This is a genomic window from Nocardia brasiliensis NBRC 14402 (genome assembly GCF_000308475.2).
GTDB lineage: Bacteria > Actinomycetota > Actinomycetes > Mycobacteriales > Mycobacteriaceae > Nocardia > Nocardia brasiliensis.
Genome location: NZ_BAFT02000032.1, coordinates 53326 through 74305, shown reverse-complemented (window position 1 = coordinate 74305; position 20980 = coordinate 53326). Strand labels below are relative to the sequence as shown.

The following is a 20980-nucleotide window of genomic DNA, read 5'->3' as shown; positions in this document are numbered from 1 at the left end:
CTCAGCTCCGGCTCGTCGCGGAGTATTCCTGTTCGGGTCGGCCGGTGCTGCCGTAGCGCAGGCTCATGCGCAGGGTGCCGGTGCCGACGAGGGTGGCCAGGTAGCGCTGGGCGGTGGCGCGGGAGATGCCGATCGCGGTGGCCACCTCGCCCGCGGAGAGCGGGCTGCCCGCGGCCAGGATCGACTGGAGGACAAGGTCTTTGGTGGGAGAGGCGACGGTGGCCGAGGCGGCTGCCGCGGCGGCCGGGCGCAAGGCCTGCAGGGCCGCGTCGACCCGGGCGTTGTCCACCTGTGGTGCCGAGAGGATGCGCCGGTAACGCGCGTACGCGGCCATCCGGGCCGCGAGCTCGGTGTGCTGGAAGGGCTTGACGAGGTAGGCGAGCGCGCCCGCGGACAGCGCCGCGCGGACGGTGTCGCTGTCCGTGGACGCGGTCAGAACCATCGCGTCACACCGTAATTCGCGGACGAAGTCGACCCCGGAGCCGTCGGGGAGGTACACGTCGACGAGTGCGAGATCGACCTGCCCCGCGTCCAGGATCACCCGGGCCGCGGCCAGGGTGTTCGCGGTGCCCGCGACGGTGAATCCGGCGATGGAGTCCACGATCGCGGCATGCAGGTTGGCGACGCGGAAGTCGTCGTCGACGACGAGAACGGTCAAATCTGTTGGGGCCATGACACCTTGCTGTCTACGAGCACGCCGGGAATGCGAGCGATGAATTCGGCGCCGGTCAGCGGTGGCGCACCGCCGCGCGGACTGGCCAGACGCACATCGCCGCCGTGGGTGCGGGCGATCTGCCGGATCAGCGCGAGCCCGACCCCGCGTCCGCCGGGGACGTCGCGGCCGTCGCGGGTCGAGGTGCCCTCGGTGAACAGCACGTCGATCAGCTCCGGCGCGACACCGTCACCGCTGTCCGCCACGACGATGTGCAACGTCGAATCCTGCTGAACCAGTTCTACTTCCACCTGCCGCACGGTATTGCCCGAGACGTGCACGGCTTCGATCGCGTTGTCGAGCAGGTTGCCGAGCACGGTGGTGACGTCGACCGGGTCGGCAAGGGTGCCGTCCACCCAGGTGTTGGGCCCCAGCACCAGTTCGACGCCGCCCTCGCGGGCATGCGCGGCCTTCGCGGCGAGGAAGGCCTGCAGGTAGGCGTCGTGGATGGCGTCGATGCCGGGTGCTGCGGCGCCGAGCGGCCCGGCGCCGATCATCTCGTCCAGCGAGCGCGACGCCTCTTCGGTGTGTCCGCTGTGCAGCAGCCCGCTGATCAGGTGCATCTTGTTGGAGAATTCGTGGCGCTGGGCGCGCAGCACGGTGCTCATCGATTGGACGGCGTCGAGCTGACGGGTCAGCGCTTCGACGTCGGTGCGGTCGCGCACGGTGAGTACCGCGCCGAGGTCGCGTCCCTCGCGCTGCACGGGCCGGGCCGCGACCACCACGATGTGCGAGCCGACCGTGGCCGACGCGGGTTGTTCGTCGAGTCCGCGGAACACCTCGAGCACCCGTGGCGTCAACCCGATCTCCGCCACCGGACGTCCTGTTTCCGCGCCGATGCCGAGCAGCCGGCGCGCCTCGTCGTTGACGAACGTGGTCCGCCACCGCGCGTCGACGGCGAGCACGCCGCGGCCGATGCCGTGCAGCACCGCGGCCTGCCCGCGCACGAGTTCGGCGAGTTCGGCGGGTTCGAGCCCGAGCGTCAGCCCGCGCCAGCGCCGGGCCAGCACCATGGATCCGGCGATCCCCACCAGCAGCGCGGCGCCGACCAGCAGTCCCGCGGTGCGCAGGTCGTCGAGCAGTTGATCGCGCACCGCGTCGGTGGCGATCCCGACGCTCACCGCGCCCACGATCTGTTCCGAATCCGATTCGAGCACGGGGACTTTCGCGCGTACCGAGTCGCCGAGCGTGCCGCGTTCCTCGGCGATCACCTCGCGCCCGGCCAGCGCGCCGGACGGATCGGTGCTGACGTGTTCGGTGAGCCGGGTGGCGTCGGGGTGTGCGAGCCGGATGCCGGCATCGTCGGTGATCACCACGAACAGCGCGCCGGTGCGCTGGGTGGTGTCGACCGCGATGCGCTCCAGCGGCCCGTCTGCGAGTTCGCGGCGCAGCGCCGGATCGGTGTCGATGGCGCCCGGTGCGTACCGGGCCACCTCGCGGCGCACCACGGGATCGGCGGCGACCGTGCGCGCGATCGCGAGGGCGCGCTGGCCGTAACCGTCGCGCAGCCGCTGATCGCTGAGATAGCCGAAAACCGCGAAGGCGACGCCGAGGGTAAGGGTGACCACCACGATCTGCAGCAGCAGAACTTGCGTCCTCAATCGCACGGCCGGCGCGCCCTCAGTGGCCATTGCCGCAGCATAGACCACTCGCCCGGCGTGAGCAGAATGCGCAGAACCTCCGAATCGGCACTTTGCACGGCTTGTGCGCACAAGCTCCGGCCTGTGACCGGGGCCACGTACGTTCGCTCTATCTCGACTCGCAGGAGCTAGAAATCATGACCAACCCACTCATCGAGCTGCGGAGCGCGACCAAGCGTTTCCCCGGCACCGGTGGCGGCATCCACACCGCCGTCAAGGACCTCGACCTCGAGGTCGGGCCCGGCGAATTCGTCGCCGTGGTCGGCCCGACCGGTTGCGGCAAGTCCACCACCCTGTCCCTGGTGTCCGGTCTGGAACCGGCCTCGGCGGGCCGGACCCTGGTGCGCGGCAAGGACGTCCGGGGCATCCCCGACGGCATCGGCTACATGTTCCAGCAGGACGCGGTGCTGCCGTGGAAGAGCGTGCTGGACAACGTCGCCCTGGGCCCGCGGCTGCGCGGCAAGTCGAAAACCGAAGCACGGGAGCAGGCTTCGGTCTGGGTACGCAAGGTGGGCCTGGCCGGGTTCGAGACCTACTATCCGCATCAGCTCTCGGGCGGTATGCGCAAGCGGGTCGCGCTGGCACAGACGCTGGTCAACGATCCGGAAATCCTGTTGATGGACGAGCCGTTCAGCGCGCTCGACGTGCAGACCCGCCAGCTCATGCAGGACGAACTGCTGCGCGTGTGGGCGGGCACCGGCGCCGCCGTCATCTTCGTCACCCACGACCTCGAAGAGGCCATCGTGCTCGCCGACCGGGTGATCGTGATGACGGCGAGCCCGGCGACGGTGTGCGGCAACTTCACCGTCGCGCTGGAGCGTCCGCGCAATGTCGAAGAGGTGCGGCTCACCACGGAGTTCCGCGATATCTACAAGGAGATCTGGGAAACGCTGCGCGATCAGGTCGAGGCGGCACGTGGTGCCGGGGCCACGGCAGCGGGCGGGGCGGTCAAGGAAGGAGCGACCCGTGTCGCATGACATTCTCGAAAAGAGTTCCGCCGCAGCGCCGGTCCCGGAGAACGAGTCCGAGGAGCAGATCCTCGCGCGGGTGCGCACCAATGCCCGGCGCGCGGGTATCCGCACCTGGGGACTGCGCGCGGCGCTGGTGGCCCTGTGGCTGGGGTCCTGGGAGCTGACCGCCTCGCTCTGGATCGACCCGTTCTTCTACTCGAAGCCGTCGCTGATCTGGGCGCGGCTGGTCGAATGGTTCACCGACGGAACCCAATTCGGCTCGATCTGGTTGCAGATCTACACCACCGTGCAGGAGGCGGTGCTCGGCTTCGTGATCGGCACCGTGGCCGGTGTCGTGCTCGGCGTGCTGCTCGGGCGCAGCCGCTACTGGGCCGATGTGCTCGCGCCGTTCATCAAGGGGCTCAACGCCGTTCCGCGGATCGTGCTCGCCTCGCTGTTCATCATCTGGTTCGGTCTCGGCTTGAGCTCGAAGGTGGCGACGGTGGTCGTGCTGGTGTTCTTCGCGGTGTTCTTCAACGCGTTCACCGGCGCCCGGGAGGTGGACGGCAACGTGATCAACAACGCGCGCATCCTCGGCGCGGGCAAACGGCAGGTGCTCACCGCGATCGTGCTGCCCAGCGCGACCACCTGGATCCTGTCCAGTCTGCACACCGCTTTCGGTTTCGCGCTGATCGGTGCGGTGGTCGGTGAATATGCCGGGGCCAGTAAGGGTTTGGGTCTGCTGATCAGCAACGCGCAGGGCACCTTCGATTCGGCGGGTATCTACGCGGGCATGATCATCATCACCGTCATCGCGCTGCTCGCCGAGTGGGCGATCGGCTACGCGGAGAGCCGCCTGCTGAAATGGCGTCCCTCGCAGGCGAACCCGAGCCACGGGATCTGAGCATGAGATATCGCAAGCATGTGACGGTCGTCGTGCTGGCCGTGGCGGCGCTGCTGCTGGCCACCGGATGCCGGGATTCGCGCCATATTCCGATGGTGAACGGGCGACCGGAGATCACCATCATGGTCGGCGGGCTGGAGAAGGTGATCTACCTGCCCGCGATGCTCACCAAGCAGCTCGGATACTTCGAGAGCAACGACATCGATGTGAAGCTGCTCGGCGAGCAGTCCGGCGCGAACGCCGAGACCGCGTTGCTCACCGGCGATGTACAGGCGGTGGTCGGTTTCTACGACCACACCATCGACCTGCAGGCCAAGGATCAGTGCATCAGTTCGGTGGTGCAGTTCTCGGACGTGCCCGGCGAGGTGGAGTTGGTGTCCACGGCGGACGCGGACGAGATCAAGTCGACGGCCGATCTGCGCGGCAAGAATTTGGGCGTCACCTCGCTCGGCTCGTCGACCGATTTCCTCACCCAGGCGCTCACCGGTCAGCAGGGGATGTCCACCGCGGACTACACCAGGGTGAAAGTCGGTGCGGGACAGACGTTCATCGCCGGGATGAACCACAACGGCATCGACGCGGGCATGACCACCGACCCGACGGTCGCGCAGATGGTCAATTCCGGGGAAGCACGGATCCTGGTCGACATGCGCACCGAGGCGGGCACCCGGGCCGCCCTGGGCGGTTTGTATCCGGCCACCTCGCTGTACATGAGCTGCGCGACCATCGATGCGCACCCGGAGATCGTGCGCAAGCTCGCGGCGGCGTTCGTGCAGACCCTGCAGTGGATCAAGGCGCACACTCCGGAGGAGATCGCCGCGCAGATGCCCTCGCAGTACGCGAGCGCGGGCAAGGACCTCTACGTCCAGTCCATCCGCGACTCGATCGGCATGTTCAACGGCGACGGCGTGATGAAACCCGAAGGCGCCCAGAACGTTCTGAACATCCTCGGCCAGTATTCGAAGAACGTGCGCCCGGTCCGGGACCGCATCGATCTGTCGAAGACCTACACCACCCGGTTCGTCGAGGAGGCGCTGCGCGCGCCGAAGCAGTAGCGCGCTCGAGGTACGGCGGGCCATCCCGGGTTTCCGGGGTGGCCCGCCGTCGTGCCGGCACCCGAATTAATGCCTTGACGAGTGGTTATCACTTGATAACCTAGAGGAAGTTATCGAACGATAACCTCATGTTCGGGAGGCCCCATGACCGCGATCACCACCTCGGGCATCCGCGAGATCCTCGCGGAACTGCACCGCTACCTCGAGCCGGAACCCCCGGCGCTCACCCTGCCGCCCAGCGCGTACTCCTCGCCCGAGTTGTGGGAGCTGGAGCGTGAGCTGATCTTCCGGCGTAGCTGGATCCTGGCCGCGCACGTCGATCAGCTCGCGCGTCCCGGTGACTATGTGGCGCTATCGATCGCGGGAGAGCCGGTGGTGGTCACTCGGGGCCAGGACGGCGAACTGCGCGCGATGTCCTCGATCTGCCGGCACCGGCTGATGCCGCTCGTCGAACCCGGTGCGGGCCATACGGATTCGTTCACCTGTCGCTACCACCTGTGGAAGTACGGCCTCGACGGCAAGCTGCGCGGCGCGCCGTACATGGGCGGCAACCAGGACTTCGCGCCCAAGCTGTGCCGGCTGCCGCAATTCGCGTTGGCGGAATGGAACGGCCTGGTCTGGATCAATCTCGACGCGGACGCCGAACCGATCGGTGACCATCTCGATCGGGCCGCGGCCCAGTTCGACGGGTACCGCCTCGGCGAGATGGTGCAGGTGGACTCGTGGTCGCTGGAATGGCAGGTGAACTGGAAACTGGTGATGGAGAACGGGCACGAGAACTATCACGTCATCGGCCTGCACCGGGAGACGCTCGAACCGTTCATGCCGGGCGGCAGCGATATCCACGTCGAGCACTACTCGCCGTGGGTGCTGCACGCCAGAATCCCGCTCGCTCTGCCGGTGCAGCCGGAAGCGGTGCGGCTGAACGAGATTCAGCGCAACAACGGCATGCTGCTGCTGGGTTTCCCGGTGAGCGCGTTCATCGCGATCGGCGACCAGGTGGTGTGGTTCAGCTTCACGCCGACGGCGATCGACCGGGTTCAGGTGATCGGTGGCGTGCTCACCCTGCCGGAACTGGCCACCGATTCCGAAGCGCTGCGCCGCACCCAGCAGGCGGTCACCATGATGATCAACGACGAGGACCGCGACGGCCTGGAAGCCGTGCAGCGCGGCGTCGCCGCGCAATTCACCGCGCGTGGTCACCTCAGCCCCAAGGAGCAGCCCGGCATCCTGGCCTTCTACCGCAATCTGGCCACCGCCTTGCTCGGGGACGAACCGTACGGCCGTTAGCCTGGAACGCATGACGGCGGAGACGACCCGATCGAGCCCGGCGGCCGAACGCATCCTGCGTACCGCCGCCGAGCTCATCGCCGTGCGCGGATTCGCGGCCACCTCGACGCGCGACATCGCCGCCGCCGTCGGGGTGCGCCAACCCGCGATCTACAAGCACTTCGCCGCGAAAGACGACATCCTCGCCGCACTGGTCCGCCTCGGTCTGGAACGTCCGCTGGCACTCGCGGACGAACTGGCAGCGCTCGACGCGCCCGCGGTGGTGAAACTGCATCGGTGGTTGCGGGAAGCGCTGGACCATCTGCAACGGTCGCCGTATGTACTCGCGTCCATCCTCACCACTCAGGAGCTGACCCGGGAACGCTTCACCGCCGAGCTGGGCCTGGTCACCCGGTTGGATCGCATCGTCATCGATCTGGTGACGGCGGGTCAGCGCGAAGGTGACGTGCGCGCGATGGATCCGGTGTCCGGGGCGCGCCTCGTCCAGGCCCTCTTCGATGCCCTCGCGCTGCCGGAGATCGCGGTGAGCCCGGCGGAGATCGTGGAATTCGCCCTGACCGGACTGCTCGCCGACCCGGCGCGGCTGCCCGAGATCCGGCGGGCGGCGCAGGCGTTACCCCTTTCCTGAGCGCGATCATCGGCTACCGTCGTTCGGGTGATGGCGAGCCTTTCGGGGGGTGCTGAGCACGGTGGTGGGGACGTGGTCGAGGGTCCGGCCGGGCTGCCGCCACGCCGGACGATCGTGCTACCCGACGGGTCGACGATCGCGGTCCGATTCGTGCCCGGTCCCGATCCGGTTCTGCTGCTGCATGGTTGGGCGCTGACGGCGGATGTCAATTTCTGTCACCTGATGCCGTCGGTCGCGGCGGAGCACGGTCTCGTCGCACTGGACCTGCGCGGGCACGGCCGCGGCCTGCCGCTGGCCGCCGGCGAACGATTCGACATCACCCGGTGCGCCGACGACGCCGCTTCGGTGCTGGACGCGCTGGGCATCGATCAGGTGGTGGTGTGCGGGTATTCGCTGGGCGGGCCGGTCGGCCTGGAATTCGCTCGGCGCCACCGGGATCGGGTGCGCGGGCTGGTGTTCGAGGCGACCGCGATGGCCTTCGACAGCCGCACCGACCAGATCGGCCGGGTGCTCTTCCGCGGGCTGCGCCCGCTCGCGCATGTCAGCGCGGGCATCGGCCGCACTCTGCCACTGGCCTACTTCCGCAGGGCGCGAGCGCGCGTGCCGGAGGTGGCCCGACTATGGCCGTGGCTGAGTGCCGAACTGGGACAGTGTCATCCGCGCGTGATCGTCGACGTGATCCTGGCCGAGTACGCCTTCGATTTCCGGCCGCACGCGGCCGAACTCGCGGGGCTGCCCACGGCGGTGGTGGTCACCGCCCGCGACGGGGCGGTGCCACCTACCGACCAGCGAGAACTGGCGGCACTGCTCGGCGCCGAGGTGATCGAGCTCGACGCCGCCCATGACGTTTTCCTGGCCGAGCCGGAAAAGTATGTGGCGGCGACTCGTACGGCAATCGAGCACGTGCTGAAGGACTCCGGAACTTCGACGCCGTCCTGACCGATCCGCATGCGGCCTCGGGCCGTCTGCTCAGGTAGAACTCGGCTCAGCTCGGCGAAGCCGCGGGCTCGGCCCCGTCTTTCGCCTTCAGCTCGGCCTTCCACTCCCGGAAGCCTTCTTCGGTGCGACCGCGACGCCAGTAGCCCGAGATCGACGCCGCCCATTCCGCGGGCACATTGTGCTCGCGGCGCACGTAGCGCCGCAGGTCGTGCATGACGGTCTGGGCCTCGCCGTGGATGAAGACCTGCACCTGCCCGTCTTTCCACGGCGCGCTGCGCACGCTTTCGGCGAGCACCTCGCCCGGTCCGCGGCTGCCGCGGTGCAACCAGGTGAACTCGATGCCGTCGGGCTTGCGCACCGGCAGTTCGTCGTCCGGTCCGGCCACCTCGACGAACGCGTAGCCGACCGCGTCCGCGTCCATCGCTTCCAGTGCCGCGGCGATGGCGGGCAGCGCCGCCTCGTCGCCGGCCAGCAGATGCCAGTCCGCGTCGGACCGGGGTGCGTACGCGCCGCCGGGACCGTACAGGTCGATGGTGTCGCCGGGCTCGGCCTCGGCCGCCCACGGTCCCGCGATGCCCTCGGCGCCGTGATACACGAAATCCGCGGCCAGTTCGCCGGCTTCCTGATCGACCGAGCGAACCGTGTAGGTGCGCAGCACCTCGCTGCCGTCGCGTTCGAAGATGAACTTGACGTAGGAATCGGTGAACTCGTTGTCCTTGAACGCGGCGAAACCGGGTCCGCCGAGGTGGACCCGGATCAGATGCGGGCTGAGCCACTCGGTGCGCTGCACGGTGAGGGTGGTGCGAGGTCGAGCCATAGGTAATCCTCCCACGATTAGAATTAGGGTTACCTTACTGACACTACTCCCCGTTGATCGTGAACGAGGCGGCGCGGCGTTCGGTTGCGGGCGTCGCCGCGGAATCGTTCGGGCGCGGCATCGTTTTCGAAGTAGTTCGTTCAGCGGACCGGTCCGATTGTGGCGACCTGCCTGGTGTGGGGCGTCTACCTGCGAAGTCGGGTTCGCCGGTTGCTGCTCGGTGCCCGCCGGGCGGGCGTGACCGGTAGCGTGACGTGCTGATCGATGCGGGAACATGCGATGATCCCATGTCATGTGTCCGGGGTCACCGACCGACGACCCCGGCCGTCGCGTCGTTGCCGCAAGAGAGAAGGACCGCACTATGACAGCCGCCGACCGTGAAGTATCGGACGCCGGACCCCTCGACCAGACCGGCGCCGGCGAATCGGAGGGCTACGCGCGCGGCCTGAGCCCGCGCACCATTCAGATGATCGCCATCGGCGGCGCGATCGGCACCGGCCTGTTCTACGGCGCAGGCGGCGCGATCGAGCAGGCGGGCCCCGCGCTGATCCTGGCCTACCTGGCGGCGGGCGTGGCGATCTTCGTCATCATGCGCGCGCTGGGGGAGTTGCTCACCTATCGGCCGGTGTCGGGCAGTTTCGCCGAGTACGCGCACGAATTCCTCGGCCGCTTCGCGGGTTTCGTGACCGGCTGGTCCTACTGGGCGGTGTGGGTGGCCACCTGCATGGCCGAGATCACGGTCGCGGGCAAGTACGTGCAGTACTGGTTCGATATCGAGCCGTGGATCACCGCGCTGGTGGTGCTCGCCGTGATGTTCGCGGCGAACCTGATCTCCGTGCGGTTGTTCGGTGAGGGCGAATTCTGGTTCTCCGCCATCAAGGTCACCGCGATCATCGGCATGATCCTGCTCGGCCTCGGCGTGCTGACCATCGGCTTCGGCCACGCCGCGAACCCGACCGTGACCAACCTGTGGGCCGACGGCGGGGTGTTCCCGAACGGTTTCGGGCAGTCGCTGCTGGTGCTGCAGATCGTGCTGTTCGCCTATGTCGGTGTCGAATTGGTCGGCGTGACGGCCGGCGAGGCTCGCGACCCGCGTAAGACGCTGCGCAAGGCGATCAATACCCTGCCGTTCCGCATCGGCCTATTCTACGTCGGCGCGCTGCTGGTGATCATGTCGGTGGCGAGCTGGCGCACCTTCCACGAGGGCAAGAGCCCGTTCGTCGAGGTGTTTCAGCAGATCGGCATTCCGGGCGCGGCGGGCATCATCAACTTCGTGCTGCTGACCGCGGCGCTGTCGTCGTGCAACTCTGGCATCTACTCGACCGGCCGCATGCTGCGCACCCTGTCGATGCACGGCGAAGCCCCGTCGGCGCTGGCGAAGCTGAGTTCCCGGCAGGTGCCGTACGTCGGCATCAGCGTGTCGGCGGCCGCGATGGTGATCGGCGTGATCGTCAATGTCATCTCGCCGGACAAGGCGTTCAACTACATCACCTCGGTGAGCACCATCGGCATCATCTTCGTGTGGGGCATCATCCTGGTCTGCCACCTGATCTACCGTGCCAAGGTTGCGCGCGGCGAACTGCCCGCCAGCGACTATCGCCTGCCCGCCGCCCCGTACACCACCGTCGGAGCGCTGGCCTTCCTGGCCCTGGTGGTCGTGCTGCTGTTCTGGACCGAGAGCGGGCGGACCGCGCTGGTGGTCGGCCTGGTGTGGGCGGTGCTGGTCTCGGCCGGTTATGTGGGCCTGACCCGGTTCGGTGCGCGCGGGAAGGCTGCCGAGCACTAGAGCGTCGAAACGGGCACGCGACCGCGAGGTGCGGCGCGTGCCCGTTGTCGTATCGGCTACTCGCGTTCTGCTCGTGACCGGCGCGGCGGCGGTCTCTTCGCAGGTAGGCCGCTCGGCGCGGGATAGAAGAAGTTCAGGATCAACCTGGTGATGTCGGCCAGGAACCGCTCGCGGGAAATGGGCGGCTGGTCCAGCACGTAGCGGATCGTCAGATGTTCTACGGTGCGCACGAGCAGCCACGAGGCGGCGTCGAAGTCGACGTCGTCGGGCAGCGCCGCACTGTGCATGGCGAGCGCGGCCCTGGCGATACCGCCGATCTGCTGTTCGAAGGCGAACACCGTGTTCGCGCCGCTGAGCCGCGGGGTCTGCTCGATCACCGCGCGCAGCAGCGCGGGATGCTGGCCGAGCGCCTCGAGCAGTACGGAAATCGCTGCGGGAACAGCGATTTCGGGCGGTTCGGCGAGGTTGGCCAGCACACTGCCGTGCACCACGGCCGCGACCTCGGTGTTGAAGCGGTCGATCACGGCGGTGACGATCGCGTCCTTGTCCGGGAAGTACTGGTACAGCGAGCCGGGGCTGACCCCGGCCGCCTCGGCGATCCGGTTGGTGGACGCGCCGTCGTAACCGTGCCGGATCAGCACGTCCTGACCCGCGTCGACGAGGCGCGCGACCATGGCGCGAGACCGCTGCTGCTGCGGGGTTTTCCGGGTCTTCGGCGGCATCAGAAGACGAATTGAACGCGAGTATTTATTCGTGTCAGCATCGATTCATGGTGGCACACAATGACGTGGTGCACGAGGGTCGCCGTGTACCTGTTCCGCTCGGCCCGGACTCGTTGACCTGGAAGATCTTCGGCTCGCTGTACTTCGCACCGAGCGGGTTGTTCCTCGGCATGGTGCAGAACATGCATCCGGGTCTCGGTGCGGGAGTCGAGTATCACTCGCAGATCAAGGACGAGTTCTATCAGCGCGTGCTGCGGTCGGCGTACCCGATCGTCGGCGTGGTCTTCGACGGCCCGCGCGCCGAGCAGACCGCGCGCGAGATCGTCGACTATCACCGCACGATCAAAGGCCGCGACGAACAGGGGCGGCGATATCACGCCCTCGACCCGGGCACGTTCTACTGGGCGCACGCGGTGTTCTTCGTGCAGACCCTGCGGGCCGGTGAGCTCTTCATGGGCGGGCTGACGCCGGGACAACGCGAGCAGCTCTGGCGCGAGCAATACCAGTGGTACGAGATGTACGGGATGAGCATGCGGGTCGTGCCGAAGAGCTGGCCGGAGTTCCAGGAGTACTGGAATCACATGTGCGAGCAGGTCTTGGAGCCGACCAAGGCCGCATGGGAGGTGTACCGTCTGGCCGAACAGGCCCCGGTGCCGCCGTTCCCGATCCTGGAGCTGTTGCCGGAAGCCTTGTGGAACAGGCTGTTTCGCCCGGCGGGCGCCAGGTTCTACCAGTTCGTCACGATCGGCCTGTGCGATCCGGCGATCCGGCGCACGATGGGTTTCGACTGGACTCCGCGGGACCAGTTCTGGTTCGACCGGTGGTGCGCGTTGTTCACCGCGCTGAACCGGGTGACCCCGGACGAAATCCGCTATTTCTTCCCCCGGATCCGGGCCGGGCGACGTCGCGCGCGTGGCCGGCGTCCGGCCACGCTGGCGCCGCCGGAAGCCCCCGAATTGCTATGGCCCGCACCGGAACACCGTGCCGATCCGAAACACTACTGCCCCGTGCACGCGGATCACGGCAGCACGCCGGTGACGAGATTTCGCCAACTGACAGGATTCTGACCGATGCTCGACGTGCACACCCACCATCCCTACGACTACTACTACCGTCCGGGGATGCCGCTGCGACCCGCCCCGCCGCGCGCCGTGGCCACCGAATTATGGTACGAGCCAAGGAAATCGATCCTGTCGCCGTGGCTGGAAGTGCGGCCGATCCCGGTCGAGACGCCGCGCACCCGTCTGATGGCGGACCATCTGTGGCAGGGCGACGAGCCGATGGACCGGCTGGTCGCCGCCTTCGCCCGAATCGGCACGGCCGCGGGCCGGCGCCTGCTCGACCAAGCGCTCGACCACGGCATCGAGACGGTGGACGACCCACCGCCGGAACTGGTTTCGCTGTTCGCGAGCCTGGACACCCCGCCGGACTGGTACGACCCGGAGCTGTGGGAGTACGGCCGCCGCTTGTGGATCAACGTCTCGACCTCCGGCAAACTCGCGATGGGCGTGCAGGACTTCATGGGCACGTTCGTCGGCGCCGAGGTGGCCTCGGCGACCGGTGCCACCGGGCGGTTCGTCAACGACCCGTACCGGCGAAACCTGGAGACCGCCACCTGGTTTCGCAACGTCACCGTGCGCGGCGGCATGCAACGCCGGTCGCCGGTGTTCAGGGACACCGTGCGGGTGCGGCTGATGCACGCCCAGGTGCGCGCCGGACTGCGCCGGGCCTGGGGCGCGGACCATTTCGCCGCGCACGGCAATCCCATCTCGAACAGCACCATGATGGGCGCCGCCGTGACGTTCGGGCTGTCCCCGATGTGTTTCGACCATGCGCACGGACGGCCCTGCACCGAGCGGCAACTGAACGCGGTGATGCACTATTGGGCCTACATCGCCTACGTCTTCGGTGTGGCCGATGAACTGATCCCGCGCTCGGCCGTCGAAGGCATGGAGATGTCGGACTACATGGTCGCGACGGCGGGCACGGCGCCGGAGTGGACCGCGAATATGGCGGGCGCGGCGACGCACCGGCTCGCGGGCACCAGCCTGGCCGATCGGCTGAAAGTACAGGCGACGGCGCCGCTCGTCGGCATGCTGGCCTACTTCAGCAGCCCGGGTTTGGTGCGAGAACTGCTGCGCGACACGCCATTACACAGCGTGCCGATTCAGCCGTGGGCGGCGCTGACCGGCATCGCCGCCGGGCTGGACGTCCGGCTGCGCGCACTCGACGACAAGCTGCCGGGCGCCCGGCGGCGCCGGACGCGCCGCGCCGCCGCCGACGACCCGGTCTGGCGGCGCAACACCAAGGTGGCCGAGCTGCTGGCGGCTCGGGTCGGCATCTACGGCACGCCCTACGACCAGCACGACAATTCCGCCGCGAACCTCAACCGCTGTCCCGTCCGATGATTCGGCCGCCCGCGCTCGTGGTGCGGCTGCGACGCTCCGGCCGGACCCTCACCGTGCCCGCCGAACTCACCGTGCTGGAGGCGCTCGAGCGCGCGGGCATCGAGATCCCGTCGCTGTGCCGGGCGGGCATCTGCGGCACCTGCGAGACCGTGGCTCTCGGCGCACCGCCGCGCGCCATCCGGCCCTGTGTCACCGCGGCGGGACAGGACGCCCAGCTAACTCTGGATCTCTGAGTTCGGCTGTGCCCCAGCGTGTTCGACGCGCTGCGCCAGCCCGTCCACGATCAGGGTCAGCCCCGCCTCGAACGCCGATTCGTGATCGATGCGCGGGATATCCGGTATCTGTGCCGCGGAGCCGTCGTCCGCCTGTTCTTCGAGCACCGCACCTACCGTGAACCTGCTCGCGGTCAACATCGCCATCTGCGCGTCCCGCTCGGGCACCCCGGCCGCGATGAGGAACGCCATCTTGTGCTCGAGCCGGCCGAGGTCGCCCGCGCCGGGATGGGTGCCGGCGTGCAGTCGCGCGCCGTCGCGACGCAGCAGCAGGGTGCGCCGGAAGCTGCGGGTGTTCTCGCGGAACCAGTCCTGCCAGTCGTCGGCGGCCGTGGGCAGCGGGGCCGTCGCGTGCGGTGCCATCGCGGCCTCGGCCATGGCGGCGAGCAGGTCTTCTTTCTTACGGAAGTGCCAGTAGAGCGAGGGCTGCTCGACGCCGAGCCGCTTCGCGAGTTGCCGCGTGCTGACCGTGTCCAGTCCGACCTCGTCCAGTAATGCGAGCGCCTCGGCGATCACGGTTTCCCGGTTCAGCTTTGCCATATTGACAATCTATCAGCGATAGGTAGCCTCGAAGCGGAACCTATCACTGATAGATTGGAGTGGTCATGACGGCCGTTCGGTCCTTGAAAGTCCTCGTCTGCGGGGGTGGCATCGCGGGGCAGGCCCTGGCCTACTGGCTCGCCCACGGCGGTCACCAAGTGGTGGTCGCGGAACGCTTCCCGGCGCTGCGCGCCAGCGGCGCGCAGGTCGACCTGCGCGGTCAGGGCATCGACGCCGTCGAGCGCATGGGCCTGCTCGACGCCGTCCGGAGCAAGCTCGTGCACGAAGCCGGCGTCTCCTTCGTCGACGCGCGGGGCCGAGCGCGCGGGACGATCCTGGCCAACACCTCCGGCCAGGGCAGGCAGACCCTGACCTCCGAATACGAGATCATGCGCGGTGATCTGGTGCGCATCCTGCACGACGCGACAGCGGACGACGTGCGGTACCTCTTCGGGCGCACCGTGGAACGGTTCGAACAGGACGACGCGCGGGTGCTGGCCCACTTCTCCGACGGCAGCTCCGGCGAATTCGACCTACTGGTCGGCGCGGACGGCCAGGGCTCCCGGATCCGCCGCGCGATCCAGCCCGCCGCCGCGCCCGACCCGTACCGGCCGGTGGGCATCCATATGGCCTACTGGTTCATTCCGCGCATCCCCGCGGACGGCGATATCCGCGACACCCATCACGCGCCGCACGGCCGAATGATCATGCGCCGCAGCCACAATCCGGCCGAGACGCAGGTCTACTTCATGCTGCGCGAGACCTCCGGTGAGGCGTCGGCGGTGCATCGCGAACCGGTGGAGCGCCAAAAGCAGTTCTGGACCGAACGATTCCTCGACGCGGGCTGGCAGACCGAACGCTTCCTCGAGGGCATGCGCACCACCGAAAGCTTCTACTCCCAAGAGGCGCTGCAGGTGCGCACGAACACCTGGTCCGCGGGGCGCGTCGTGCTGGTCGGCGACGCCGCACACTGTGCCTCGCCCTACAGTGGCATGGGGGTGTCCGGTGCACTGGTCGGCGCGTACGTGCTGGCGGGCGAGATCAACCGGCATACCGGAGACCTGTCCACGGCGCTGGCGAACTACGACACCACCCTGCGGCCGTTCGTGGACGAGATCCAGGCCACCGTGAAACCGCGGTTGCTCCGGTTGGGTATGCCGTCGACGCAGCTCGGCATCGACGCGTTCCATGCCTTGACCGCGGCCGCCTGCGCGCTGCGCATTCCCGAACTCGTCGCCCGGCGCGCGAAGACCGACCGGGGCGGCGACTGGTCGCTTCCGGCGTACCCGGAACTCAGTTCCGCAGCAACGTCCTGATCCCCAGTACCGCGCCGATCAACCCCAGCGCCGCGGCGAGCACCGCGGAAACCGCTACGCCGCCGATCAATTCGGCGTCGCTCCCGGCGACCAGGAGCACCGCCGCGGCGACCACACACGCCGCGGCGAACAGCGCGGTGATCAGCCGCTGGGCGAGTTCGGCGAGGAACGCGCGATCGGCCGGATGCTCGAAGACGCGCACGCCGACGCTGCATCGCCCCGCCGCCAGGTCCGCGCTGATCTTGTCGATACGCCCCGGAAGCCGTTGCAGCACTGGGAGAACCGCCAACGCCTGGCCCTTGGCGCGAAGGGCGAGACGGTCGGGCGAGAGCAGCGGGGTGAGGATGTCGTCGCCCGCGCGCCGCGCCGACACCAGCAGGTCGAAGCCGGGATCGAGCAGCAGCAGTGTGCCTTCCACCGAGGCGAGGGTGCGGAAGACCCCGGCCACCTGACCGGGGATGGCGAACCCGGCCGCGGCGATCAATCCGATCATCTCGGTGAACAGCGCTTTGCTGCCGCCGGCACCGAACCCGCCCCGGAACCGGACGATGACCTGCCCGATCCGCCGTTCGAAGGTACGCCGGTCGAAGTCGGCGGGCTCGCCGAGCAGCCGCAGCATGGCGTCGGTCGCGCCGACCGAATCGTCCCCGTCGATGGCGATCAGGAACGCGGCGATGGCCAGCCGCTCGGTTTCGTCGAGCCGGCCGACCGCGCCGAAATCGAGCAGGCCGAGCTGTCCTTGGTCATCGATGAGCACATTGCCCGGGTGCAGATCGGCATGAAAAACCCCGGTGACCAAGATCTGCCGCAGTGTCTCCGACAGCAGCGTGGCGGCGGCCCTCGCTCGGGTGGGGGAGTCCAAGCGGTCGAGCACCGTGCGGGCCGAGCCGACCGGGACGCCGTCGAGCCGCTGCATCACCAGCATGCTCGCCGAGCAGAACTCGGGATAAGCCATGGGCATCGTGATCGCCGAATCCTGTGCTGCCCCAGCGAGATTGCGCATGTTGTCGAGTTCGACAGTGTAGTCGAGTTCTTCGGTCAGCGAGGCGGCGAAGCCCGCGACGAGATCGGTCACACCCATCTCGCGGGCCCAGGACGCGTCGCGCTCCAGCTTGCGCGCGAACCGTCCCATGATCTGCAAGTCGCGGGCCACCTGGGTGCGGGCCCCCGGACGCTGCACCTTGACGACCACGCGGCTGCCGTCGGTGAGTACCGCGGCGTGCGCCTGCCCGACCGACGCGGCGGCCAGCGGTTCTTGTTCGATCGAGGCGAAGACCTCGGTGGCCGGACGCCCGAGTTGTGCCGCGATGATCAGCTCCACCTGGTCCCACGGCAGCGGTGTCGCGTCGGTTTGCAGCGTCGCCAATTGGTCGGCGATCGTTGCAGGGACGACATCCCTTCGGGTGGACAGCATTTGGCCGAGTTTGACGAAGGTGACACCGGCATCGTTCAGCGCGTCACGCAGGTTGGCCGCCGCCGCGCTGGTCCGGTCCGGATGTGCGCGCGAGCCGCGCAGCAGGAACCCGCCCAGCCCGTGCCGGAGCAGCACACCGAGCAACTGCCAGTACCGGATCGCCTCCTGCCGCGACCGCCGCCAACGCCGCACCAGCGCGATCGGGCCCGGCACCGACCCGCTGGGCACGATGAGCTCCGCGACGTACAGCACCGCGAGCAGCAGCACGAAGATCCACGCCCACAGCAGCACCACCACGGTGAGCGCACCCCACGGCGCGGCGATCGCACCGGCGTCGTCGACCAGCCCGAGCCGGTGCGCCAACGCGGTCGCCGCCGTCGACCCGGCCACCGGAAACACCGCGGACAGCAGCACGGTCCGCGGCCAGCCCACCGGCGTCCCGATCACCCGCCGGGCGACGGTCGCGACCAGCCAGACCAGCAGCGCCCACCCGACGAGCACGAAAACCGCTGATACCACCGTCATCACGACCACCCGCGATTCGCCATGCGCCGAGCATGCCGGAGCCCCCGCCCGCTGACCATCGGGGATCACCCTGATGCCGCAGGGTGGAGCGGGGGATTCCGCGCAGCCACCGGCGCAAATTCGGGTAGTCGGGTACCTATATGCGCACTGCTGCCCAGAGCGACAATTGAGACGTTCGAATCGTCGGGGCCTGATGAGGATGTGTGACATGGTCACCCTGCGTATTGCGACGTTCAATCTCGAAAATTTCGACGAGACACCGAATCCCGGACCGTTCGAGCCGACGCTCGCCGACCGCATCGCGGTGATGCGACCGCAGATCGATCGGCTGCGGGCCGACATCCTGTGCCTGCAGGAGGTGAACGGTCAGGAGCGCCCGGGCCAGCCGCGCGCATTGCTGGCGCTGGCCGATCTCCTGCAGGGCACTCGACTGTCCGGGTGGAATGTCGTGTCGACGGAGAAGGCCAATGGTGAGGTGTTCGACGAACGAAATCTCGTGCTGGTCACCTCCCTGCCCGTCACCGCGCGCACGCAGCTGCTCAACGATCTGGTCGCGGCACCGATGTATCAGATCCTGACCGCGAATCCACCTGCGGCGCAACCGCACCCGATCAATATCGAGCGCCCGGTGCTGCACGTCGAACTGGACTTGTTCGGCGCGCCGCTGCACGTGATCGTCGTACACCTGAAGTCGAAACTGCCGACCGATATCCCCGGCCAGAAGGCCGACCGCTTCACCTGGCGCGACGCCGGGGCGATGGCCGAGGGCTCGTTCCTGTCCGGCATGAAACGGATGAGCCAGGCCGTCGAGGTGCGCAGGCTCATCGACCAGATCCTGGACCAGGACGCGGCGGCCCGCATCGTGGTCGCGGGTGACTTCAACGCGACCGCCGACGAGGTTCCGCTCGTCGCGATCCGCGGCGACGTGGAGGACACCGGCAACGGCGCGCTCGCCGGCCGGGTCCTGGTGCCGCTCGAGCACACGGTGCCCGAACCCGCGCGCTACACCCTGTTCCACCATGGCCGCGGCGCGATGCTGGACCATCTGCTCGTCACCCGTAACCTGCTCGCCAATTACCGCGGCACCGAGATCCACAACGAGGTGCTGCACGACGAGTCGGCCGACTTCGCGACGGACAAGAAGTACCCGGAGTCCGACCACGCGCCGGTGGTCGCGACGTTCGAATTCATCTGAGCAGCAGCGATTTCCAAGCAGTAGCGATCATTCGGCGGGTGCGCTGCCGACGGATTTGCGCGCGGGCATACAGGCCGAGGCGAGCAGCATGACCACCGCCATCACCGTCACGGTGACGAACACCAGATGCACCGCCGAGGACAGCGTGGCCGGCGCCGGATGATCGGTGTCGCCGATCCGCGCGTTCACGATCGCGCCGAACACCGCGACGCCGACCGCGCTGCCGATCGAGCGGGCGAACATGTTGGCCGAGGTGACGACGCCGCGTTCGGACCATTCCGCGCTCGCCTGCGCGGCGATGAGCGTGGGCGCGGCGACCAAGCCCATGCCCGCGCCGATCAGAAAACACGAGGCGGCTACCTGCCACAGCGTCGAATCCTCGGTGATCAGCAGGGTGGTCGCGGCGCCCACCGTGGCCAATCCGCTGCCGATCAGCGCGGTGGCTCGAAATCCGAGGCGCAGGTACACCTTTCCGGCGAGTGCGGCGGCGATCGGCCAGCCGAGCGTGAGCGCGCCGACGGTGAGCCCGGCGACCAGCGCGCTGGTGCCGAGTGCGCCCTGCGTGAAAGTCGGCACGTAGGAGGTCAATCCGAGCAGGATGGCGCCGACCAGCACGCCCACCACGCTGCTCGCGACGAGCACCCGGCGGGTGAACACCCAGAGCGGCAGCACCGGATTCGCGGCCCGCCGCTCCACCAGACCGAACAGCACGAGCAGCAGCGCGCCCCCGGCGAAGATGGCCACGCTGGTCGGCGAGCTCCAGGCCCAGGCCTGCCCGCCCTCGAGCAGGCCGAGGATCAGTGCGCCCGCGCCGATGGTCAGCAGTGCGGCGCCGAGATAGTCCACCTGCTGCTTGCGTCGCGGCGCGCTCTCCTTGAAGCTGCGCAACAACATCCAACCCGCCACGGCGGACAGCGGCAGGTTGATCAGGAAGATCCAGCGCCAGCTGACGTAATCGGCGAATATGCCGCCGAGCAGCGGACCCGCCACCGACGACAGCGCCCAGATGCTGGCCAGGTAGCCCTGCACCTTGGCGCGCTCGGTCAGGGTGTAGAGGTCGCCCGCGATGGTCATCGTCATCGGCTGGATCGCGCCCGCGCCGATGCCCTGCACGGCGCGGAAGATGATCAGTCCCAGCATGCTGGTCGCGAGGCCGCACAGCAGCGAGCCGAGCGCGAACACGGCGACGCCGAAGAGAATGACGGGCTTGCGGCCGACCGTGTCGGCGATCTTGCCGTAGATCGGGACGGTGACCGCCTGCGCGAGCAGATAGATGGAGAACAGCCAGGGGAATTGGGCGAATCCGCCGAGGCTGCTGGTGATCGTCAGCACCGCGGTGGCGATGATGGTCGAATCCAAGGCGACCAGTCCGGTCGCGAGCATCAGCGAGCCGAGAATGGCGCCACGCTCCGAACGAAGACCTACGGACGACTGCACGGTCTCGGTCGCCACACGCGGCCCCTCTCGTTCGCTCACCTAACCACCAACAACGAACGTATCTCCAGCCGAGCTATTCCCGCATGGGAATTTTCGCGGTCGCGACGCGGTACGCCGGTACCGGTTCGCGACCCGGCGGTGGACGGCCGCCGACGGGCAGGCGCGTGGCACGGTCCCGGTGGGTGGCCGTCGCATGAACACTCGCGCATGTGGCGCGGCCGCCGCGCGGCGGCAATTTGGGAACGGGCACAAATGGCTTTGTTGCTCGCTCCAGGAGTGGCAAACAATTGGCAATCATATTGCCGATACGCGATGTTGCGTGCGTTGGTGAGCAAAGTTTCGGGCAGTTGAATGGCCTGCGCCGCAGGGTTGACCGGGCTCGTCGAATTCGCCCCAATCGGGCGAAAAAACGGCGCAAATCAGACTTTCT

Annotated in this window: 19 protein-coding genes; 12 read left to right on the top strand and 7 right to left on the bottom strand. The window is 68.2% G+C overall.

The features are described 5' to 3' along the window. Position 1: 1 nt before the first annotated feature. Positions 2 to 673 carry a response regulator gene (locus TY25_RS09410; RefSeq protein ID WP_042255530.1) on the bottom strand — a complete coding sequence of 224 codons (672 nt, stop codon included), beginning with the start codon at positions 671 to 673 and terminating at the stop codon, positions 2 to 4. After that, a complete protein-coding gene (locus TY25_RS09405; protein WP_172595833.1) occupies positions 655 to 2343 on the bottom strand; it encodes an ATP-binding protein in 1689 nt (562 codons plus the stop codon). The genes TY25_RS09410 and TY25_RS09405 overlap by 19 nt, the downstream gene beginning before the upstream one ends. A gap of 146 nt (positions 2344 to 2489) precedes the next feature. On the opposite strand from TY25_RS09405, the gene TY25_RS09400 reads away from it, so the two are divergent. The 6 genes from TY25_RS09400 to TY25_RS09375 all read left to right on the top strand — a co-directional run bounded on the left by TY25_RS09400 (position 2490) and on the right by TY25_RS09375 (position 8118). Continuing rightward, a complete protein-coding gene (locus tag TY25_RS09400) occupies positions 2490 to 3329 on the top strand; it encodes an ABC transporter ATP-binding protein (protein ID WP_042255529.1) in 840 nt (279 codons plus the stop codon). Continuing rightward, positions 3319 to 4206, top strand: coding sequence for an ABC transporter permease (locus TY25_RS09395; RefSeq protein WP_081868771.1), 888 nt, complete (start codon positions 3319 to 3321; stop codon positions 4204 to 4206). The genes TY25_RS09400 and TY25_RS09395 overlap by 11 nt, the downstream gene beginning before the upstream one ends. Before the next feature lie 2 nt (positions 4207 to 4208). Beyond that, complete coding sequence (locus TY25_RS09390; protein WP_042255570.1) at positions 4209 to 5261, top strand: ABC transporter substrate-binding protein; 1053 nt, start codon at positions 4209 to 4211, stop codon at positions 5259 to 5261. A gap of 144 nt (positions 5262 to 5405) precedes the next feature. Then, positions 5406 to 6551, top strand: a complete 1146-nt coding sequence (locus TY25_RS09385) for an aromatic ring-hydroxylating oxygenase subunit alpha (protein ID WP_081868770.1) — start codon at positions 5406 to 5408, stop codon at positions 6549 to 6551. Between the two features lie 10 nt (positions 6552 to 6561). Continuing rightward, on the top strand, positions 6562 to 7179 hold the full coding sequence (locus tag TY25_RS09380) for a TetR/AcrR family transcriptional regulator (protein ID WP_042255528.1): 618 nt from the start codon (positions 6562 to 6564) through the stop codon (positions 7177 to 7179). A gap of 30 nt (positions 7180 to 7209) precedes the next feature. Further along, positions 7210 to 8118 (top strand): alpha/beta fold hydrolase, encoded by a 909-nt coding sequence (locus tag TY25_RS09375; RefSeq protein WP_081868769.1) that lies wholly within the window; start codon positions 7210 to 7212, stop codon positions 8116 to 8118. 46 nt (positions 8119 to 8164) lie between these two features. Here TY25_RS09375 and TY25_RS09370 read toward each other — a convergent pair whose 3' ends face one another. Beyond that, complete coding sequence (locus TY25_RS09370) at positions 8165 to 8935, bottom strand: siderophore-interacting protein (protein ID WP_042255526.1); 771 nt, start codon at positions 8933 to 8935, stop codon at positions 8165 to 8167. A gap of 361 nt (positions 8936 to 9296) precedes the next feature. Between TY25_RS09370 and TY25_RS09365 the strand changes: the two genes are divergently transcribed. Next, the gene (locus TY25_RS09365) at positions 9297 to 10721 is read left to right on the top strand and encodes an amino acid permease (RefSeq protein WP_042255525.1); all 1425 of its coding nucleotides are present in this window, start codon (positions 9297 to 9299) and stop codon (positions 10719 to 10721) included. 56 nt (positions 10722 to 10777) lie between these two features. Here the strand turns inward: TY25_RS09365 and TY25_RS09360 are convergent, their stop codons facing one another. Further along, the gene (locus TY25_RS09360) at positions 10778 to 11443 is read right to left on the bottom strand and encodes a TetR/AcrR family transcriptional regulator (RefSeq protein WP_226887380.1); all 666 of its coding nucleotides are present in this window, start codon (positions 11441 to 11443) and stop codon (positions 10778 to 10780) included. Between the two features lie 47 nt (positions 11444 to 11490). Here TY25_RS09360 and TY25_RS09355 point away from each other — a divergent pair, with 47 nt between their 5' ends. Genes TY25_RS09355 through TY25_RS09345 form a run of 3 tightly spaced genes read left to right on the top strand, consistent with a single transcriptional unit; the run spans position 11491 to position 14084 of the window. After that, on the top strand, positions 11491 to 12510 hold the full coding sequence (locus TY25_RS09355) for an oxygenase MpaB family protein (RefSeq protein WP_042255524.1): 1020 nt from the start codon (positions 11491 to 11493) through the stop codon (positions 12508 to 12510). Positions 12511 to 12513: 3 nt separating this feature from the next. Next, positions 12514 to 13851, top strand: a complete 1338-nt coding sequence (locus TY25_RS09350) for an oxygenase MpaB family protein (RefSeq protein ID WP_042255523.1) — start codon at positions 12514 to 12516, stop codon at positions 13849 to 13851. Continuing rightward, positions 13848 to 14084: a 2Fe-2S iron-sulfur cluster-binding protein gene (locus TY25_RS09345; RefSeq protein WP_042255522.1), complete on the top strand. Its 237-nt coding sequence runs from the start codon at positions 13848 to 13850 to the stop codon at positions 14082 to 14084. Before TY25_RS09350 ends, TY25_RS09345 begins: the two co-directional genes overlap by 4 nt. On the opposite strand, the gene TY25_RS09340 is transcribed toward TY25_RS09345, so the two are convergent. Next, complete coding sequence (locus TY25_RS09340) at positions 14067 to 14663, bottom strand: TetR/AcrR family transcriptional regulator C-terminal domain-containing protein (RefSeq protein WP_042255521.1); 597 nt, start codon at positions 14661 to 14663, stop codon at positions 14067 to 14069. The genes TY25_RS09345 and TY25_RS09340 overlap by 18 nt on opposite strands. Before the next feature lie 65 nt (positions 14664 to 14728). On the opposite strand from TY25_RS09340, the gene TY25_RS09335 reads away from it, so the two are divergent. After that, positions 14729 to 15979 (top strand): FAD-dependent monooxygenase, encoded by a 1251-nt coding sequence (locus TY25_RS09335; protein WP_042255520.1) that lies wholly within the window; start codon positions 14729 to 14731, stop codon positions 15977 to 15979. Here TY25_RS09335 and TY25_RS09330 read toward each other — a convergent pair. Next, complete coding sequence (locus tag TY25_RS09330) at positions 15957 to 17918, bottom strand: ABC1 kinase family protein (RefSeq protein WP_042255567.1); 1962 nt, start codon at positions 17916 to 17918, stop codon at positions 15957 to 15959. The genes TY25_RS09335 and TY25_RS09330 overlap by 23 nt on opposite strands. 208 nt (positions 17919 to 18126) lie before the next feature. On the opposite strand from TY25_RS09330, the gene TY25_RS09325 reads away from it, so the two are divergent. Then, the gene (locus tag TY25_RS09325) at positions 18127 to 19113 is read left to right on the top strand and encodes an endonuclease/exonuclease/phosphatase family protein (protein ID WP_042255519.1); all 987 of its coding nucleotides are present in this window, start codon (positions 18127 to 18129) and stop codon (positions 19111 to 19113) included. A 27-nt stretch (positions 19114 to 19140) separates the two neighbouring features. Here TY25_RS09325 and TY25_RS09320 read toward each other — a convergent pair whose 3' ends face one another. Further along, on the bottom strand, positions 19141 to 20565 hold the full coding sequence (locus TY25_RS09320) for an MDR family MFS transporter (RefSeq protein ID WP_042255518.1): 1425 nt from the start codon (positions 20563 to 20565) through the stop codon (positions 19141 to 19143). Between the last annotated feature and the right edge of the window lie 415 nt (positions 20566 to 20980).

Coding starts and splice junctions, on each gene's coding strand:
- TY25_RS09410 (WP_042255530.1), bottom strand. CDS start 673: ATGGCCCCAACAGATTTGACCGTTCTCGTCGTCGACGACGACTTCCGC.
- TY25_RS09405 (WP_172595833.1), bottom strand. CDS start 2,343: ATGGCCACTGAGGGCGCGCCGGCCGTGCGATTGAGGACGCAAGTTCTG.
- TY25_RS09400 (WP_042255529.1), top strand. CDS start 2,490: ATGACCAACCCACTCATCGAGCTGCGGAGCGCGACCAAGCGTTTCCCC.
- TY25_RS09390 (WP_042255570.1), top strand. CDS start 4,209: ATGAGATATCGCAAGCATGTGACGGTCGTCGTGCTGGCCGTGGCGGCG.
- TY25_RS09385 (WP_081868770.1), top strand. CDS start 5,406: ATGACCGCGATCACCACCTCGGGCATCCGCGAGATCCTCGCGGAACTG.
- TY25_RS09380 (WP_042255528.1), top strand. CDS start 6,562: ATGACGGCGGAGACGACCCGATCGAGCCCGGCGGCCGAACGCATCCTG.
- TY25_RS09375 (WP_081868769.1), top strand. CDS start 7,210: ATGGCGAGCCTTTCGGGGGGTGCTGAGCACGGTGGTGGGGACGTGGTC.
- TY25_RS09370 (WP_042255526.1), bottom strand. CDS start 8,935: ATGGCTCGACCTCGCACCACCCTCACCGTGCAGCGCACCGAGTGGCTC.
- TY25_RS09365 (WP_042255525.1), top strand. CDS start 9,297: ATGACAGCCGCCGACCGTGAAGTATCGGACGCCGGACCCCTCGACCAG.
- TY25_RS09360 (WP_226887380.1), bottom strand. CDS start 11,443: ATGCCGCCGAAGACCCGGAAAACCCCGCAGCAGCAGCGGTCTCGCGCC.
- TY25_RS09355 (WP_042255524.1), top strand. CDS start 11,491: ATGGTGGCACACAATGACGTGGTGCACGAGGGTCGCCGTGTACCTGTT.
- TY25_RS09350 (WP_042255523.1), top strand. CDS start 12,514: ATGCTCGACGTGCACACCCACCATCCCTACGACTACTACTACCGTCCG.
- TY25_RS09345 (WP_042255522.1), top strand. CDS start 13,848: ATGATTCGGCCGCCCGCGCTCGTGGTGCGGCTGCGACGCTCCGGCCGG.
- TY25_RS09340 (WP_042255521.1), bottom strand. CDS start 14,663: ATGGCAAAGCTGAACCGGGAAACCGTGATCGCCGAGGCGCTCGCATTA.
- TY25_RS09335 (WP_042255520.1), top strand. CDS start 14,729: ATGACGGCCGTTCGGTCCTTGAAAGTCCTCGTCTGCGGGGGTGGCATC.
- TY25_RS09330 (WP_042255567.1), bottom strand. CDS start 17,918: ATGACGGTGGTATCAGCGGTTTTCGTGCTCGTCGGGTGGGCGCTGCTG.
- TY25_RS09325 (WP_042255519.1), top strand. CDS start 18,127: ATGGTCACCCTGCGTATTGCGACGTTCAATCTCGAAAATTTCGACGAG.